Genomic DNA, 15,561 nt, shown 5'->3' on the forward strand with positions numbered 1-15,561 from the left:
AGGGGCAGGCGCGCAGCGCCCTTCGGCGTGAGCCGAAGTCGCGAGATGGAGGCTGGTGTAGCCAGCCGGAGGCCGCGGAGCCCCGCAAGACACCGCAGCGAGGGGACCCCGGAGCGCAGCGCAGGGGCCGCATGTGGGAGCCAGCGGTTTTTGCCTACTTTTGCCCAAGAGCAAAAGTAGGTCGCCGTAAAGGCGAAAAGCGCCGGTGGCGCCACCACCAACACCGGATATTCACACAACCTGATAACCCAAACCCAACACAAAAAAACCACCACCCCCTATCTGGTCTAGTCTGAAAAAGACCGATACCGGACCAAGGCCCCACACAAGTGCCCGGACCGGCCAAACCATTGGAGTCCCTGGGAGGTGCCCTCATGAGCCTGCTGCTCGAGCCTTACACCCTGCGTCAGCTGACCCTGCCCAACCGCATCGCCGTTTCCCCCATGTGCCAGTACTCCGCTGTAGATGGTCTGGCCAATGACTGGCACCTGGTGCACCTGGGCAGCCGCGCCGTTGGCGGTGCTGGCCTGGTGATCACCGAAGCGACGGCGGTGACCCCTGACGGCCGTATCAGTGCCGAGGACCTGGGCCTGTGGAATGACGCACAGATCCCACCCCTGCAACGCATCACCCGCTTCATCACTGCCCAAGGCGCTGTGCCGGGCATCCAGCTTGCCCACGCCGGACGCAAGGCCAGCACCCATCGCCCCTGGCTGGGCAAGCATGGCAGCGTCACGGTCGAAGAGGGCGGTTGGCAGCCGGTCGGCCCGTCCCGGATCGCCTTCGATCCAGAGCACACCGTGCCCCGCGAGCTCTCTGAGGACGAGATCGCCGGGATCGTCCAATCCTTTGCCGATGCCGCCCGTCGGGCATTGGTCGCGGGTTTCAAGGTAGTCGAAGTGCATGCCGCCCACGGTTATCTGCTGCACCAGTTCCTTTCGCCGCTGAGCAACCAGCGCCGGGACCGCTACGGCAGTTGCTTCGAGAACCGTATCCGCTTGACCTTGGAGGTGACCGAGGCGGTACGCAATGTGTGGCCTCAGGAGTTGCCGCTGTTCGTGCGTGTGTCGGCCACCGATTGGGTGGAAGACGGCTGGAACCCGGATGAAACCGTCGAACTCGCCCGGCGCCTGCGCACCCTCGGCGTGGACTTGATCGACGTGTCTTCAGGCGGTACCTCGGTCAACGCCGAGATTCCCACGGGGCCTGGCTACCAGACTCGTTTCGCCGAGCGTGTACGCAAGGAGTCGGAAATCGCCACCGGCACGGTAGGCATGATTACCGAACCGGCCCAGGCCGAACACATCCTGCGAACCGGTCAGGCAGACATCATCTTCCTCGCCCGCGAACTGCTACGCGACCCCTACTGGCCCTTGCACGCCGACGATGACCTGGGCGGCAACAAGGCCACCTGGCCGGCCCAGTATCAGCGCGCGACCAGCCGGGCCAACCCGATCCATGAGTCGGACTTGAGGGATTGAAGCCCACCGCTTCGCGTTTCATCCCACAAGCAGGTTCATCCGCGAATGGACGGCGAGTTCACTGACGCATTCGCGGATAAACGCCACAGTTGCTCTCACACGGTGGTTCGGAAACAAACCGAGGCTGCAAGCAGCCTCGATCCGTTCGCCTCTGGCTCAGTGCTTGATCATCACATGCCGTACGCAGGTGTAGTCCTCTAGCCCATACATCGACATGTCCTTGCCATAGCCCGAATGCTTCTGGCCGCCATGAGGCATTTCGCTGACCAGCATGAAGTGGGTGTTGACCCAAGTGCAGCCATATTGCAGGCGTGCGGCCAGGCGGTGCGCTCGGCCGGTGTCGCGGGTCCAGACCGACGAGGCCAGCCCGTAGTCCGAATCGTTGGCCCATGCCAGGGCCTGGGCTTCGTCGCTGAAACGCGTCACCGAGACCACCGGCCCGAAGACTTCATGGCGCACGATTTCATCGTCCTGCAGGGCATCGGCGAGCACGGTTGGTTCGAAGAAGAACCCTTCTCCCGGAATGACCTTGCCGCCGGTGACCAGACGAATGTGCGGCTGGGCGATGGCACGCTCTACCATGCCTGCGACTTTGTCGCGGTGCTGGGCGCTGATCAGCGGGCCGAGCTCGGTGTCAGGCGCATCCTGAAGACCAGGTTTGAGGCTTGCCACTGCCTCGCCCAGACGTTCGACGAAGCGATCGTAGATGCCGTCCTGTACATAGAGGCGACAGGCGGCGGTGCAGTCCTGGCCGGCGTTGTAGAAGCCGAAGGTGCGTATCCCCTCGATGGCCGCGTCGAGGTCGGCGTCGTCGAAGACCAGCACCGGCGCTTTGCCGCCCAGCTCCATGTGCATGCGTTTCACGCTGTCAGCGGTGGAGCTTACGATACGTGCGCCGGTGGGGATGGAACCGGTCAGCGAGACCATGCGCACTTTTGGATGGGTGACCAGCGGCGCGCCGACCGTCTGGCCACGGCCAAAGACGATGTTGAGTACCCCGGCCGGCAGCAGGTTCTGGGCCAGCTCCGCCAGGCGCAGGGCTGTGAGCGGGGTCATCTCCGAAGGTTTGAGCACCACGGTGTTGCCTGCCGCCAGGGCCGGGGCAATCTTCCAGGCCAGCATCATCAGCGGGTAGTTCCATGGGGCGATGGAGGCAACCACACCCAGTGGGTCGCGGCGGATCATCGAGGTGTGTCCCGGCAGGTACTCACCCGCCGCCGAACCACCCAGGCAGCGCGCGGCGCCGGCGAAGTAGCGGAACACATCGGCGATGGCCGGAATCTCGTCACCCAGCGCGGCGGCAAAGGGCTTGCCGCAGTTCTGCGACTCCAGCCTGGCCAATTCCTCGCCATGCTGTTCGATGGTGTCGGCCAGGGCCAGCAACGCCGCTGAGCGCTCCTTCGGAGTGGTTTGCGACCAGGCGTCGAAGGCCAGGTCTGCCGCGCGCACGGCGGCATCGACCTGGGCTTCGGTCGCTTCGTTGATCTGCGCCAAGGCACTGCCAAGGGCAGGGTTGAGCACGGTCCAGGCGGGGCCTTCGCCTGCGACCAGGCGACCGTTGATCAGCATTCGGGTTTGCATCGGGACTCCTCCTAGGTCATTTGCCGCTGCCCGCGACGCTCTCGCCGCCACGGGTCAGGTAATAGGCGCCGAGTATCGGCAGCATGGTCACCAGCATCACCAGCATGGCGACCACGTTGGTGACTGGCACGTCGCGCGGGCGGCTGAGCTGATTGAGCAACCAGATCGGCAGTGTGCGCTCATGGCCGGCGGTAAAGGTAGTGACGATGATCTCATCGAACGACAGGGCGAATGCCAGCATGCCACCCGCGAGCAGCGCCGAGCCGAGATTGGGCAGGATGATGTAGCGGAAGGTCTGCCAGCCATCGGCGCCCAGGTCCATCGAGGCTTCGATCAGACTCTGGGATGTACGGCGCAGGCGGGCGATGACGTTGTTGTAGACGATCACCACGCAGAACGTGGCGTGGCCCACCACAATGGTGAGCAGCCCAGGTTCGATGCCCAGGGTCTTGAAGGCCGAGAGCAGGGCGATGCCAGTGATGATGCCGGGCAGGGCGATGGGCAGGATCAACATCAGCGAGATGCTCTCCTTGCCAAAGAAGCTGCGCCGGTACAGCGCCGCCGCGGCCAGGGTGCCAAGCACCAAGGCGATCACCGTGGCCAGACAGGCTACCTGCAGCGACAGCTTGATCGCCTCCAGTACATCCTGGCGGGCGAAGGTCACGGCGAACCACTTGAGGGTGAATCCGCGCGGAGGAAAGCTGAATGCCGCATCTTCGGTGTTGAACGCATAGAGCAAGATGATCAGGATCGGAAAGTGCAGGAACACCAACCCGCCCCAGGCCGCCAGGCGCAGGCCCAGCGAGGCTTTTTCAGAGTGCATCGAAGGCCCCCAACCGTTTGACGATCGACAGGTAGATGGCGATCAGCACGATGGGCACCAGGGTAAATGCCGCGGCCATGGGCATGTTGCCGATCGCCCCTTGCTGGGCATACACCATGCTGCCGATGAAATAGCCCGGCGGGCCGATCAGTTGCGGCACGATGAAGTCGCCGAGGGTCAGGGAAAACGTGAAGATCGACCCCGCGGCGATACCCGGTACCGCAAGTGGCAGCACCACCAGCAAAAAGGTCTGGCTCGGCCGGGCGCCCAGGTCGGCCGAGGCCTGTAGCAGCGAGGGCGGCAAGCGCTCCAGCGAGGCCTGGATCGGCAGAATCATGAACGGCAGCCAGATATAGACGAACACCAGGAACCGTCCAAGGTGCGAGGTGGACAGGGTGCTGCCACCCACCCCGGGCACGGCGAGGATCGCCTGCAACACAGCCTGCAGGTGCATCTGCTGGATGAACCACTGGGCCACGCCACCTTTGGCCAGCAGCAGTGTCCAGGCATAGGTCTTGACGATGTAGCTGGCCCACATCGGCATCATGACGGCGATGTAGAAAAATGCCTTGGTCCGCCCCGAGGTGTAGCGGGCCATGTAATAGGCGATCGGAAACGCCAGCACTGCGCTGGCCACTGACACGGCGAGCGCCATGGCCAAGGTGCGCAGGATGATGTCGAAGTTCGCCGGGGCGAACAGGGCCGCGAAGTTGGCCAGCGTCAGGTCCGGCGTCACCGCCATGGTGAAGTCGTCGAAGGTGTAGAACCCCTGCCAGAGCAGGTTCAGCAGCGAGCCCAGATAGATCGCGCCAAACCAGGTCAACGGCGGGATCAACAACAGCAACAAGTACAGGTTCGGACGCCGGTAGAGCAGAGTGCCGAGCCGTCTGACCAGTGACGGGCTTTGCATCGCCAGGGTCATCTGGCCTGGCCCTCGTCCAGGATGGTTTCGCGCAAGCGCCTCATTGCCGCGCGGGGCCAATGGGCCTGCACACGCTGTCCCAGTTGCCAGGGCTGGGGGCGCTCCTGCCAACGGTCATTGGCCTGGCTGACGGTCAGCAGCAGGCCGTTGTCCAGCCGCACTTCGTAGCGCGTGGCACTGCCCTGGTACTGGATGTCGTGCAGCAAGCCGCTGACCTGGATGTCCTCGGCGATTGCCGCGTGCTCTGCCAGGCGGATGTGTTCGGGGCGTATGGAAAAAGGCGAGACGTCTGCGGTGAGCTGCTGGGCCAGCTCGCCGCGGATCACGTTGGAGGTCCCGACGAATTCGGCGACGAAGGTGGTCGCCGGTTTCATGTACAGGTTGCGTGGGCTATCGACCTGTTCGATGCGGCCCCGGTTGAACACCGCGACGCGATCGGACATCGACAAGGCTTCGGTCTGGTCGTGGGTGACGAAGATGAAGGTGATGCCCAATTGCCGCTGCAGTTTCTTCAGCTCGCCTTGCATCTGTTCGCGCAGCTTCAGGTCCAGGGCACCGAGTGGTTCGTCGAGCAACAGCACCCGTGGCCGATTGACCAGGGCGCGGGCCAGGGCAACGCGCTGGCGCTGGCCGCCGGAGAGCTGCGCCGGCTTGCGCTCGGCATAGCCTGCCAGGGCGACCATCGCCAGGGCCTCTTCGGCACGGCTGTAGCGTTCGGCCTTGGCCACCCCCTTGACCTTCAGGCCATAGGCGATGTTGTCGCGCACGTTCATGTGCGGAAACAGGGCGTAGTCCTGGAATACCGTGTTCACGTCACGCTGGTAAGGCGGCAGTCCGGCAGCCTCTACATCATGCAGACGGATCGAGCCGCTGCTCGGTTGTTCGAAGCCTGCGATCAGGCGTAGGCAGGTGGTCTTGCCCGAGCCCGAGGGGCCGAGCATGGAGAAGAACTCGCCTTCCTGGATGTCGATGCTGACACGGTCGACGGCCCTGACGTCGCCGAACGTACGGGATACCTCGGTGAGCTGGACTGCTAGGGGCATTGCGCTGGCTCCGTGCATTTTATCTACTGCGTGAACCCTTTCGCGGATGAACCTGCTCCCATGGCGATCACGCCGTACCGAGCGGGTTCACCCGCGAAGAAGCCGGAACAACAATCAGTCGATCTGTCAGCGTCCGCCCATGATCGCAATATAGTCCTGGGTCCAGCGGCTATAAGGGACGAATTTGCCGCCGCTGGACTGCGGCGTCTTCCAGAACGCGATCTTGTCGAAGTTGTCGATCCCGTTGACCTTGCAGCCCTCGGCGCCCAGCAGCTCGCTGCCGGTGCAGGCGGCGGGCACAGCCGGCACCGAGCCGAACCAGGCCGCGACGTCGCCCTGGACCTTCGGTTGCAATGACCAGTCCATCCATTTGTAGGCGCAGTTGGGGTGCTTGGCTTCGCTGTGCAGCATGGTGGTGTCGGCCCAGCCGGTGGCGCCTTCCTTTGGGATGGTCGAGGCGACCGGCTGTTTGTCGGCCTTCAGGCCATTGACCATGTAACCCCAGGAACTGGAGGCGGCCACGCCTTCGTTCTTCACATCGCTCATCTGCACGGTCGCATCGTGCCAGTAGCGGTGGATCAGCGGCTGTTGCTGACGCAGCAGGTCGAGTACGGCCTTGTACTGGGTTTCGCTGAGCTCGTAGGGGTCCTGGATGCCCAGCTCAGGCTTGGTGGATTTCAGGTAGAGCGCAGCGTCGGCGATGTAGATCGGGCCATCGTAGGCCTGTACCCGACCTTTGTTCGGTTTGCCGTCCGGCAGGTTCTGGGGCTCGAAGACCACACTCCAGCTGGTGGGCGGTTGCTTGAACACTGCGGTGCTGTAGAGCAGCACGTTCGGGCCCCATTGGTAAGGCGTGCCGTAAATCTGCTTATCGACCACGTACCAGCCGCCGTTCTGCAGGCGTGGGTCGATGTTCTTCCAGTTGGGGATCAGCGCCGTGTTGATCGGCTGTACCCGCTTGCCAGCGATCAGCCGCAGCGAGGCGTCGCCCGAGGCGGTCACCAGGTCGTAGCCGCCCTTGGTCATCAGGCTGACCATTTCGTCGGAGGTCGCGGCGGTCTTCACGCTGACCTTGCAGCCGGTCTCTTTCTCGAATCCGGTGACCCAGTCGTAGGCCTTGTCGCTTTCGCCGCGTTCGATGTAGCCGGGCCAGGCGACGATATCCAGGCGCCCCTCGCCATCGCCGATGCTCTGGGGCAGGCCTGCGGCCTGCAGATTGGCGCTGGCCAGCAGGGCGCCGATCACGGCGCTGGACAATGCGGTCTTGTGCACTGACATGGTGTTCCCTCTTTTGGAATTTTTGATCGGGGCAGTCATCAAGAAAGCAGCGAAGCGATGGGATAAGCGTAGTGCGCTTGTCGCGCACCTGCGGCCGGTTCGGGCAGGCGCATGCGATGTCGAGTCTAGTTCGTTTTTTGCCGGTGGTTACGCAACATCCGGATGCAAATGCATTAAGCGTGAGTTCAGTCCACAGGCCTAATCTGGGGCTTTCCTTTTCAGCAAGAGGTAATGCCAGATGAACACCCGTGGCTTGCTCGATCAACTGCTCAAATCCGGCCAGGAGCTGCTGCAAAACCAGCAAGGCAAGGGCGGCGGCGCCAAGGGAGCGGGCGTGGCTGATCTGCTGGGCGGCCAGTCAGGCAAGGGCGGGCTGGGCAGCTTGCTCTCCGGTGCCGGTGGCGGTGCCCTGGCGGCAGGTGCCATGGGCCTGCTTCTGGGCAGCAAGAAGGCCCGCAAGTATGGCGGCAAAGTGCTCACCTACGGTGGCCTGGCTGCGCTTGGTGTACTGGCGTACAAGGCCTACGGCAACTGGCAGGCGCGCCAGGGCCAGACCGCGGCCCACGAGCCTCGTACCCTCGATCGCCTGCCTGCGGCCCAGGCCGAGCAGCACAGCCAGGCGGTGCTGCGCGCTCTGGTGGCGGCGGCCAAATCGGACGGGCATATCGATGAGCGCGAGCGCGCCTTGATCGAAGGTGAGTTCGTCCGCCTGGACAGCGACCGCGAGCTCCAGCATTGGCTGCACGCCGAACTGAACAAACCGCTGGACCCCGCCGAAGTGGCCACTGCCGCGCAGACGCCCGAGATGGCGGCTGAAATGTACCTGGCCAGCGTGATGATGGTCGATCAGGAAAACTTCATGGAACGCGCTTATTTGGATGAACTGGCCCGCCAGTTGCGTCTGGATCCTGGCCTGCGCCAGGCGCTCGAGGATCAGGTCCGCCTCGCTGCCGGGTAAGCCACGGGGCGTCCTTCCACTCAGGTAAGGGACGCCTCCACAGCCTGCAAAATCAGCCGCGAACGGGCGGGGCGCCTAGGCTATACTCTGGCGATTTTTCCCCGCTCGTAATGAATTCCTGAGGGCTGAACGTGAAGAACTGGACCTTGCGCCAACGGATCCTGGCAAGTTTCGCCGTGATCATCGCCATCATGCTGCTGATGATCGTCGCCGCATACTCGCGGTTGGTGGCGATCGAGGCCAGTGAAGAGGCAGTAGGCTCGGACAGCATTCCTGGCTTCTACTACAGCTCGATGCTTCGCAGCGCCTGGGTCGACAGCTACGTCACCAGCCAGCAGTTGGTGGGGTTGTCCGGTCGCCGGGAAATCACCCCGGCGGACCTGGCCGAGTTCAAGAGCTTCGATGAGCGCCTCAAACAGGAGATGGCCAGCTACCAGGCGACGATCCATAATCCGGACGATCAGGCCGCGCTCGATGCGTTCAGGGTGCTTGAAGCCGACTACATGAAGCTCGTCGACCAGGTGCTCGAAGCCTACCAGCAGAAGCGCTATGCCGAAGCCGAGCGTCTGATCAACGAATCCCTCACCCCGGCCTGGATCAACGGCCGCCAGCACCTGAACCGGGTCATTGAAAGCAATCGCGAATCCGCCGAAGCGGCCACCAACGACATCGTCTCTGCCGTAGCCACGGCCAAGGGCAGCATGATCGTCTCGTTGCTGCTGGCAATCCTGGCTGCCGGTATCTGCGGTCTGCTATTGCTGCGTGCCATCACCGCGCCCGTGCAGCGCATCGTCCATGCCTTGGACAAGCTGCGTTCGGGTGACCTGAGCATGCGCCTGAGCCTGGCCCGCAAGGATGAGTTCGGTAGCATCGAGACCGGCTTCAACGAAATGGCCGTGGCGCTGGCCGACCTGGTCGCCCAGGCCCAGCGTTCGTCGGTGCAGGTGACCACTTCGGTCACTGAAATCGCCGCCACGTCCAAGCAGCAACAAGCGACTGCCACCGAAACCGCCGCCACCACCACCGAGATCGGTGCCACTTCGCGAGAGATCGCCGCTACCTCCCGTGACTTGGTCCGTACCATGACCGAGGTGACCTCCGCCGCCGACCAGGCCTCGGTCCTTGCCGGCTCTGGCCAGCAGGGCCTGGCACGCATGGAAGAGACCATGCACCAGGTGATGGGCGCCGCCGACCTGGTCAACGCCAAGCTGGCGATCCTCAACGAGAAGGCCAGCAACATCAACCAAGTGGTCGTGACCATCGTCAAGGTGGCCGACCAGACCAACCTGCTGTCGCTCAATGCCGCCATCGAGGCGGAGAAGGCCGGTGAGTACGGCCGTGGTTTCGCCGTGGTGGCCACCGAGGTGCGTCGCCTGGCCGACCAGACCGCCGTGGCAACCTACGACATCGAGCAAATGGTGCGGGAAATCCAGTCCGCCGTCTCGGCCGGGGTCATGGGCATGGACAAGTTCTCCGAGGAAGTGCGGCGGGGCATGTTCGAGGTCCAGCAGGTGGGCGAACAGCTCACCCAGATCATCCACCAGGTCCAGGCACTGGCGCCGCGGGTGCTGATGGTCAACGAAGGCATGCAGGCCCAGGCCACCGGTGCCGAGCAGATCAACCAGGCCCTGGCCCAGCTCAGCGATGCGAGCACCCAGACCGTGGAGTCCTTGCGCCAGGCGAGCTTCGCCATCGACGAGTTGAGCCAGGTGGCTGCCGGGCTGCGCGGCGGTGTGTCGCGCTTCAAAGTCTGACGGCGATGAACGACGTGCAACCCCATCAGGAGCAGGCCGACGGTGCCAAGGCAGCGCTGTATCTGCAGTTCTGCATCGGCGAGCAGCGCTTTGCCCTGGACGTGCGCGAGGTGATCGAGGTATTGCCACGGCGCACGCTCAAGCCCATCGCCCAGGCGCCTGCGTGGGTCGCCGGTATCCTGGCCCATCGCGGCACCTTGGTACCGGTGATCGATCTCTCGGCGCTGAGCTTCGCCACCCCGGCCCCCTTGCGTACCAGCACCCGGCTTGTGCTGGTGCACTATGGCGGCGACCGGCATCTGGGGTTGATTCTGGAGCAGGCCACCGACACCTTGCGATGCCGGCCCGATGAGTTCCAGCCCTATGGCCTGGACAACGCCGATGCGCCTTACCTGGGGCCGGTGCGCCAGGATGCCTGGGGGCTGCTGCAGCGGATCGAGGTGGACGACTTGCTGCCGGACGATGTCCGCGATCTGCTGTTCCCCGAGCCGCCAGGGCAGGTGCCGGCATGATCGAACAGCACTTCTTCCGTTTCCTGCAGGAGCGCATCGGCCTGGACGTCGAGTCGGTCGGCGCGCCCATGGTCGAACGTGCCTTGCGCCAGCGCTGCGCTGCCGTGCAGGCCGATGGCCTGGACGATTACTGGTCGCGCCTGCAGCAATCGGCCAGTGAGCAGCAGGCACTGATCGAGGCGGTGATCGTCCCGGAAACCTGGTTCTTCCGCTATCCCGAATCTTTCACCGCGCTGGTGGGGTTGGCCCACAAGCGCCTGACCGAACTTGCCGGTCTGCGACCGCTGCGAATCCTCAGCCTGCCATGCTCCACGGGCGAGGAGCCCTACTCGATCGCCATGGCGCTGCTCGAGGGTGGTCTGGACCCGGCTGCATTTCGTGTCGACGCCATGGACATCAGCCCCAGTTCCATTGCCCGCGCGAAACAGGCCATCTATGGGCGCAACTCTTTCCGGGGCAGCGAGCTGGCGTTCCGCGACCGGCATTTCAGCGAAACCGACGAAGGCCACCAATTGGACGAGCGGGTAAGACGCCAGGTCGATCTGCAAGTCGGCAACGTGCTCGATCCTGCACTCAAGAGTCAGCAAGGGCTGTACGACTTCGTGTTCTGCCGCAATTTGCTGATCTACTTCGACGTCCCGACCCAGCGCCGAGTGTTCGAAGTGCTCAAGCACCTGACCCATGCCCAGGGCGTGCTGTTCATCGGCCCTGCCGAGGGCAGCCTGCTGGCCCGCCTGGGCATGCGTCCATTGGGCATCCCCCAGTCGTTCGCCTATGTGCGCCAGGAGGCGCCAGCCCCGGCGCCTGCACCCGTCGGGCAAGTTGCACCAATCAGTCGTCCCCCCTCCGTGCCTCCCCAGGCCCCACGGCCTGCCAGCCGTCCGGTGCGCCTGTCGCGCCCCCTTTCGTCGCCACCGCGCTCGCCGTCGCACGCCCAAGGTGAGAGCGAGCTGCTGGCCACCATCGCCCGTCAGGCCAACGCCGGTGAAAGCGCGCAGGCCCGCGCCAGCTGCCAGCGCTACCTGCAGCAGTTCGCGCCGAAAGCGCAGGTGTTCTACTGGCTCGGTCTGCTCAGCGACACCGAAGGCGACAGCCAGGAGGCCATCAGCCAGTATCGCAAGGCACTGTACCTGGAGCCGCAACATGCCGAGGCCTTGATGCACTTGGCGGCATTGCTGGCCTCCCAGGGCGACGAGGCGGGCGCGCGGCGTATGCAGGAGCGGGCGGCACGTGTGGGACGGGAGTCTGAACGATGAGTGAAACCATGCACCTGATCGCACGGGACGATGAGCTCATCGACGATTGCTGGAACCGTATCGGTGTGCACGGCGACAAGCAGTGCCCATTGCTCGAACGTCACATTCATTGCCGCAACTGCCAGGTCTACGCCAGTGCGGCCACGCGGCTGCTCGATCGCTATGCGCTGTTGCAGGACGAGCAGGTCGAGGCGCCGCCGCCGGACGAAGACAGCGTCGGGCGCTCGATGCTGTTGTTCCGCCTGGGCGAGGAGTGGCTGGCGCTGGCCTGTGCCTGTCTGGCCGAAATCGCGCCGCTGCAGTCGGTGCATTCGCTGCCGCACCAGCGCTCCGGGGTATTGCAGGGCGTGGCCAATGTGCGTGGCGCGCTGGTGCCCTGCCTGTCGCTGGCGGGCTTGCTGGGCGTCGAGGTGTTGCCGGCCCAGGAGCGTACCGGGCGCGTGATGCCGCGCATGCTGATCCTCGCCGCGGAGGGCGGCCCGGTGGTGATGGCGGTGGACGAGATCGACGGTATCCATCGCCTGGATCCGGCACGCCTGGCCGATGGCCAGGACGCTGCGCACTTCACCGCAGCGGTACTGCAATGGCGTGGACGCAGCGTGCGGGTGCTGGATGAACAACATGTACTGTCGGCCGTGAAGCGGAGCCTGTCATGACCCCTGAGCAAATGCGCGACGCCTCGCTGCTCGAACTGTTCAGCCTGGAGGCCGAGGCCCAGACCCAGGTGCTCAGTGCCGGGCTCATGGCGCTCGAGCGCAACCCGACCCAGGCCGACCAGCTCGAAGCCTGCATGCGCGCGGCCCATTCCCTGAAAGGGGCTGCACGGATCGTTGGCATCGATGCCGGTGTCAGCGTCGCCCACGTCATGGAAGACTGTCTGGTGGCGGCCCAGGAAGGGCGCCTGCGACTGCGCCCCGAGCATATCGATGCCTTGCTGCACGGCACTGACCTGTTGATGCGCATCGCAACACCCAATGACCGTGATGGCGAAGCCGCGGTGCCGGCGTTCCTGGTGCAGATGGCTAATCTGCTCGACCCCACGGCAGCGCCCGTGCCTGAGCCTGCCGCACCTGTCGAACCTGCACCACTGCAGACCACGCAGGTCGAACCGGTGGTGGGAGAGCCAGAGCCCGAGGCCGAGCCTGAGCCCAGCCTGCCTCGCAAGGTCGGCAAGCGCGGTGGCGAGGGTGGCGAACGGGTGCTCAGGGTCACCGCCGATCGTTTGAACAGCCTGCTCGACCTTTCCAGCAAGTCGCTGGTGGAAACCCAGCGACTCAAGCCCTACCTGGCCAGCCTGCAGCGGCTCAAGCGCATGCATGGCCAGGGCATGCGGGCCCTCGATGGCCTGAAGCAACAGCTCGAAGGCAGCGGCCAGAGCCACGAAGTGCTCGAGGCCTTGGCCCAGACTCAACGCCTGCTGGGCGAAACCCAGCAGATCCTGCAGCAACAGGCTGCCGATATCGACGAGTTCGGCTGGCAGGCCAGCCAGCGCGCCCAGCATCTCTACGACACCGCGCTGGCCTGCCGCATGCGGCCGTTCGCCGATGTCCTGACCGGTCAGAGCCGCATGGTCCGCGACCTTGGACGATCGCTGGGCAAGCAGGTGCAGTTGCAGATCGAAGGTGAGAAAACCCAAGTCGACCGTGACGTACTGGAAAAGCTCGAAGCGCCCTTGACCCATCTGCTGCGCAACGCCGTCGATCACGGTATCGAGCTGCCCGAGCGGCGCCTGCTGGCAGGCAAGCCCGTCGACGGCACGATTCGTCTGCGCGCCTCGCACCAGGCAGGCCTGCTGATCCTCGAACTGACCGACGATGGCGCCGGCATCGACCTTGATCGGTTGCGGCGTAGCATCGTCGAACGGGCTTTGTCACCGGCCGAGACCGTAGCGCAAATGAGCGAGTCGGAGCTGCTCACGTTCCTGTTCCTTCCTGGCTTCAGCATGCGTGACAAGGTCACCGAGGTGTCGGGCCGAGGCGTCGGCCTTGATGCGGTTCAGCACATGGTGCGCGAGCTGCGTGGCTCGATCGAGCTGACCCAGGTGTCCGGCCAGGGGTGCTGCTTCCATCTGGAGGTGCCGCTGACGCTGTCGGTGGTGCGCAGCCTGGTGGTAGAGGTGGGGGGCGAAGCCTATGCCTTCCCGCTGGCGCACATCGAGCGCACCCTGGCGGTGGCTGCCGAGGACATCGTGCAGATCGAAGGGCGCCAGCACTTCTGGCACGAAGGACGGCATGTCGGGCTGGTCTCGGCCAGCCAGTTGCTCAACCGTCCGACCGGGCAGGATGACGAGCGCAGCCTGCCCGTGGTGGTGATTCGTGAGCGTGACCAACTGTACGGCGTGGCTGTGGAGCGGTTGATCGGCGAGCGGGTGCTGGTAGTGATGCCGCTGGATGCGCGCCTGGGCAAGGTCCAGGACATTTCCGCCGGGGCCTTGCTCGATGATGGTTCGGTGGTGCTGATCATCGACGTCGAGGATTTGCTGCGCTCGGTCGAGAAACTGCTCAGCACCGGCCGGCTGGAGCGCATCGAGCGCGGTGCCCGGGGCGGTCGCGCCATGGTGCGCAAGCGCATCCTGGTGGTCGACGACTCGCTCACCGTCCGTGAGCTGCAGCGCAAACTATTGGGCAACCAGGGCTACGACGTGGCCGTGGCGGTGGACGGCATGGATGGCTGGAATGCCCTGCGCGCCGATGATTTCGATCTGCTGATCACCGATATCGACATGCCGCGCATGGACGGCATCGAACTGGTCACCTTGGTGCGTCGAGACCAGCGCCTGCAATCGCTGCCCGTCATGGTGGTGTCCTACAAGGATCGTGAAGAAGACCGGCGACGTGGACTGGACGCCGGTGCCGACTACTATTTGGCTAAAGCCAGTTTCCATGACGATGCGTTGCTGGACGCCGTGGTGGAGTTGATCGGGGGTGCCCAGGGATGAAGATCGCCATCGTCAACGACATGCCCATGGCAGTGGAGGCGCTGCGCCGGGCCTTGGCCTTCGAGCCCGAGCACCAGGTGGTCTGGGTGGCCAGCGATGGCGCCGAAGCCGTGGCCCGGTGCGCCGAGTTCACCCCTGACCTGATTCTCATGGACCTGATCATGCCGGTGATGGATGGCGTCGAGGCGACCCGGCGGATCATGGCCGAAACACCCTGTGCCATCGTCATTGTCACGGTCGACCGCAAGCAGAATGTGCATCGGGTATTCGAAGCCATGGGCCATGGCGCCCTGGACGTGGTGGATACGCCTTCGCTGGGCGCGGGGGATGCACGGGAAGCGGCAGCCCCGCTGTTGCGCAAGATCCTCAATATAGGCTGGCTGATCGGCCAGCAACGCTCCGCGGCGCCCCGCGCTGTGTCCGCTCCACTGGTGGGGGCGTCCCAGCGTCGTGGCCTGGTGGCCATCGGCTCTTCGGCGGGCGGTCCAGCGGCGCTGGAAGTCCTGCTCAAAGGCTTGCCGCGCGAGTTTCCCGCGTCGATCGTGCTGGTGCAGCACGTTGATCAGGTATTCGCCAGTGGCATGGCCGAATGGCTCAGCGGGGTCTCGGGCTTGCCGGTGCGCCTGGCGCGAGAGGGCGAGCCACCCCAGCCAGGGCAAGTGCTGCTGGCCGGCACCAATCATCACATCCGCCTGCTGCAGGGCGGCCAGCTTAGCTATACGGCCGAGCCTGTCGGTGAAATCTACCGCCCCTCGATCAACGTGTTCTTCGAGAGTGTGGCGCGTTTCTGGACGGGCGATGCCGTGGGCGTCTTGCTCACCGGCATGGGCCGCGACGGCGCCCAGGGCCTGAAACAGATGCGCCAGCGTGGTTTCCTCACCATCGCCCAGGACCAGCAGAGTTCGGCGGTCTACGGCATGCCCAAGGCGGCTGCGGCGATCGAGGCTGCGGTGGAGATACGGCCGCTGGAACGCATCGCGGGCCGACTGATGGAAATCTTTTCGAAATGACGATA

Annotated in this window: 13 protein-coding genes; 8 read left to right on the top strand and 5 right to left on the bottom strand. The window is 64.6% G+C overall.

Translation table 11 applies throughout. From position 1 onward, the window contains the following. The first annotated feature begins 374 nt into the window (after positions 1–374). On the top strand, positions 375–1,481 hold the full coding sequence (locus tag DQ397_RS20125) for an NADH:flavin oxidoreductase/NADH oxidase (protein ID WP_043213733.1): 1,107 nt from the start codon (positions 375–377) through the stop codon (positions 1,479–1,481). A gap of 156 nt (positions 1,482–1,637) precedes the next feature. Here the strand turns inward: DQ397_RS20125 and DQ397_RS20130 are convergent, their stop codons facing one another. From DQ397_RS20130 to ydcS, 5 genes are all read right to left on the bottom strand, one after another. Next, the gene (locus tag DQ397_RS20130) at positions 1,638–3,062 is read right to left on the bottom strand and encodes a gamma-aminobutyraldehyde dehydrogenase (RefSeq protein ID WP_043213735.1); all 1,425 of its coding nucleotides are present in this window, start codon (positions 3,060–3,062) and stop codon (positions 1,638–1,640) included. 16 nt (positions 3,063–3,078) lie between these two features. Continuing rightward, entirely contained in the window at positions 3,079–3,885 is an 807-nt protein-coding gene (locus DQ397_RS20135) for an ABC transporter permease (protein WP_043213737.1), read from the bottom strand. Further along, entirely contained in the window at positions 3,875–4,807 is a 933-nt protein-coding gene (locus DQ397_RS20140; protein WP_043213739.1) for an ABC transporter permease, read from the bottom strand. The genes DQ397_RS20135 and DQ397_RS20140 overlap by 11 nt, the downstream gene beginning before the upstream one ends. Then, the gene (locus DQ397_RS20145) at positions 4,804–5,850 is read right to left on the bottom strand and encodes an ABC transporter ATP-binding protein (RefSeq protein ID WP_043213740.1); all 1,047 of its coding nucleotides are present in this window, start codon (positions 5,848–5,850) and stop codon (positions 4,804–4,806) included. The genes DQ397_RS20140 and DQ397_RS20145 overlap by 4 nt, the downstream gene beginning before the upstream one ends. Before the next feature lie 126 nt (positions 5,851–5,976). After that, the gene (gene ydcS, locus DQ397_RS20150; protein WP_043213743.1) at positions 5,977–7,128 is read right to left on the bottom strand and encodes a putative ABC transporter substrate-binding protein YdcS; all 1,152 of its coding nucleotides are present in this window, start codon (positions 7,126–7,128) and stop codon (positions 5,977–5,979) included. 238 nt (positions 7,129–7,366) lie between these two features. Between ydcS and DQ397_RS20155 the strand changes: the two genes are divergently transcribed. The 7 genes from DQ397_RS20155 (at position 7,367) to DQ397_RS20185 (ending at position 15,556) form a co-directional block, all read left to right on the top strand. After that, positions 7,367–8,086, top strand: coding sequence for a tellurite resistance TerB family protein (locus DQ397_RS20155; RefSeq protein WP_043213745.1), 720 nt, complete (start codon positions 7,367–7,369; stop codon positions 8,084–8,086). Between the two features lie 131 nt (positions 8,087–8,217). After that, positions 8,218–9,840 (top strand): methyl-accepting chemotaxis protein, encoded by a 1,623-nt coding sequence (locus DQ397_RS20160; RefSeq protein WP_043213746.1) that lies wholly within the window; start codon positions 8,218–8,220, stop codon positions 9,838–9,840. 5 nt (positions 9,841–9,845) lie between these two features. After that, the gene (locus DQ397_RS20165) at positions 9,846–10,352 is read left to right on the top strand and encodes a chemotaxis protein CheW (RefSeq protein ID WP_043213748.1); all 507 of its coding nucleotides are present in this window, start codon (positions 9,846–9,848) and stop codon (positions 10,350–10,352) included. Continuing rightward, on the top strand, positions 10,349–11,608 hold the full coding sequence (locus DQ397_RS20170; protein WP_043213751.1) for a protein-glutamate O-methyltransferase CheR: 1,260 nt from the start codon (positions 10,349–10,351) through the stop codon (positions 11,606–11,608). The genes DQ397_RS20165 and DQ397_RS20170 overlap by 4 nt, the downstream gene beginning before the upstream one ends. Beyond that, entirely contained in the window at positions 11,605–12,264 is a 660-nt protein-coding gene (locus DQ397_RS20175; protein WP_043213753.1) for a chemotaxis protein CheW, read from the top strand. The genes DQ397_RS20170 and DQ397_RS20175 overlap by 4 nt, the downstream gene beginning before the upstream one ends. Continuing rightward, the gene (locus DQ397_RS20180) at positions 12,261–14,546 is read left to right on the top strand and encodes a hybrid sensor histidine kinase/response regulator (RefSeq protein WP_148921606.1); all 2,286 of its coding nucleotides are present in this window, start codon (positions 12,261–12,263) and stop codon (positions 14,544–14,546) included. Before DQ397_RS20175 ends, DQ397_RS20180 begins: the two co-directional genes overlap by 4 nt. After that, entirely contained in the window at positions 14,543–15,556 is a 1,014-nt protein-coding gene (locus DQ397_RS20185; protein ID WP_043213756.1) for a chemotaxis response regulator protein-glutamate methylesterase, read from the top strand. The genes DQ397_RS20180 and DQ397_RS20185 overlap by 4 nt, the downstream gene beginning before the upstream one ends. The last annotated feature ends 5 nt before the right edge of the window (positions 15,557–15,561 follow it).

Source organism: Pseudomonas sp. CK-NBRI-02, assembly GCF_008124495.1.
GTDB classification, from domain to species: Bacteria; Pseudomonadota; Gammaproteobacteria; order Pseudomonadales; family Pseudomonadaceae; genus Aquipseudomonas; species Aquipseudomonas guariconensis.

Excerpts from the sequence above, each read along its gene's own strand:
- DQ397_RS20125 (WP_043213733.1), top strand. The coding sequence starts at position 375 with ATGAGCCTGCTGCTCGAGCCTTACACCCTGCGTCAGCTGACCCTGCCC.
- DQ397_RS20130 (WP_043213735.1), bottom strand. The coding sequence starts at position 3,062 with ATGCAAACCCGAATGCTGATCAACGGTCGCCTGGTCGCAGGCGAAGGC.
- DQ397_RS20135 (WP_043213737.1), bottom strand. The coding sequence starts at position 3,885 with ATGCACTCTGAAAAAGCCTCGCTGGGCCTGCGCCTGGCGGCCTGGGGC.
- DQ397_RS20140 (WP_043213739.1), bottom strand. The coding sequence starts at position 4,807 with ATGACCCTGGCGATGCAAAGCCCGTCACTGGTCAGACGGCTCGGCACT.
- DQ397_RS20145 (WP_043213740.1), bottom strand. The coding sequence starts at position 5,850 with ATGCCCCTAGCAGTCCAGCTCACCGAGGTATCCCGTACGTTCGGCGAC.
- ydcS (WP_043213743.1), bottom strand. The coding sequence starts at position 7,128 with ATGTCAGTGCACAAGACCGCATTGTCCAGCGCCGTGATCGGCGCCCTG.
- DQ397_RS20155 (WP_043213745.1), top strand. The coding sequence starts at position 7,367 with ATGAACACCCGTGGCTTGCTCGATCAACTGCTCAAATCCGGCCAGGAG.
- DQ397_RS20165 (WP_043213748.1), top strand. The coding sequence starts at position 9,846 with ATGAACGACGTGCAACCCCATCAGGAGCAGGCCGACGGTGCCAAGGCA.
- DQ397_RS20170 (WP_043213751.1), top strand. The coding sequence starts at position 10,349 with ATGATCGAACAGCACTTCTTCCGTTTCCTGCAGGAGCGCATCGGCCTG.
- DQ397_RS20175 (WP_043213753.1), top strand. The coding sequence starts at position 11,605 with ATGAGTGAAACCATGCACCTGATCGCACGGGACGATGAGCTCATCGAC.
- DQ397_RS20180 (WP_148921606.1), top strand. The coding sequence starts at position 12,261 with ATGACCCCTGAGCAAATGCGCGACGCCTCGCTGCTCGAACTGTTCAGC.
- DQ397_RS20185 (WP_043213756.1), top strand. The coding sequence starts at position 14,543 with ATGAAGATCGCCATCGTCAACGACATGCCCATGGCAGTGGAGGCGCTG.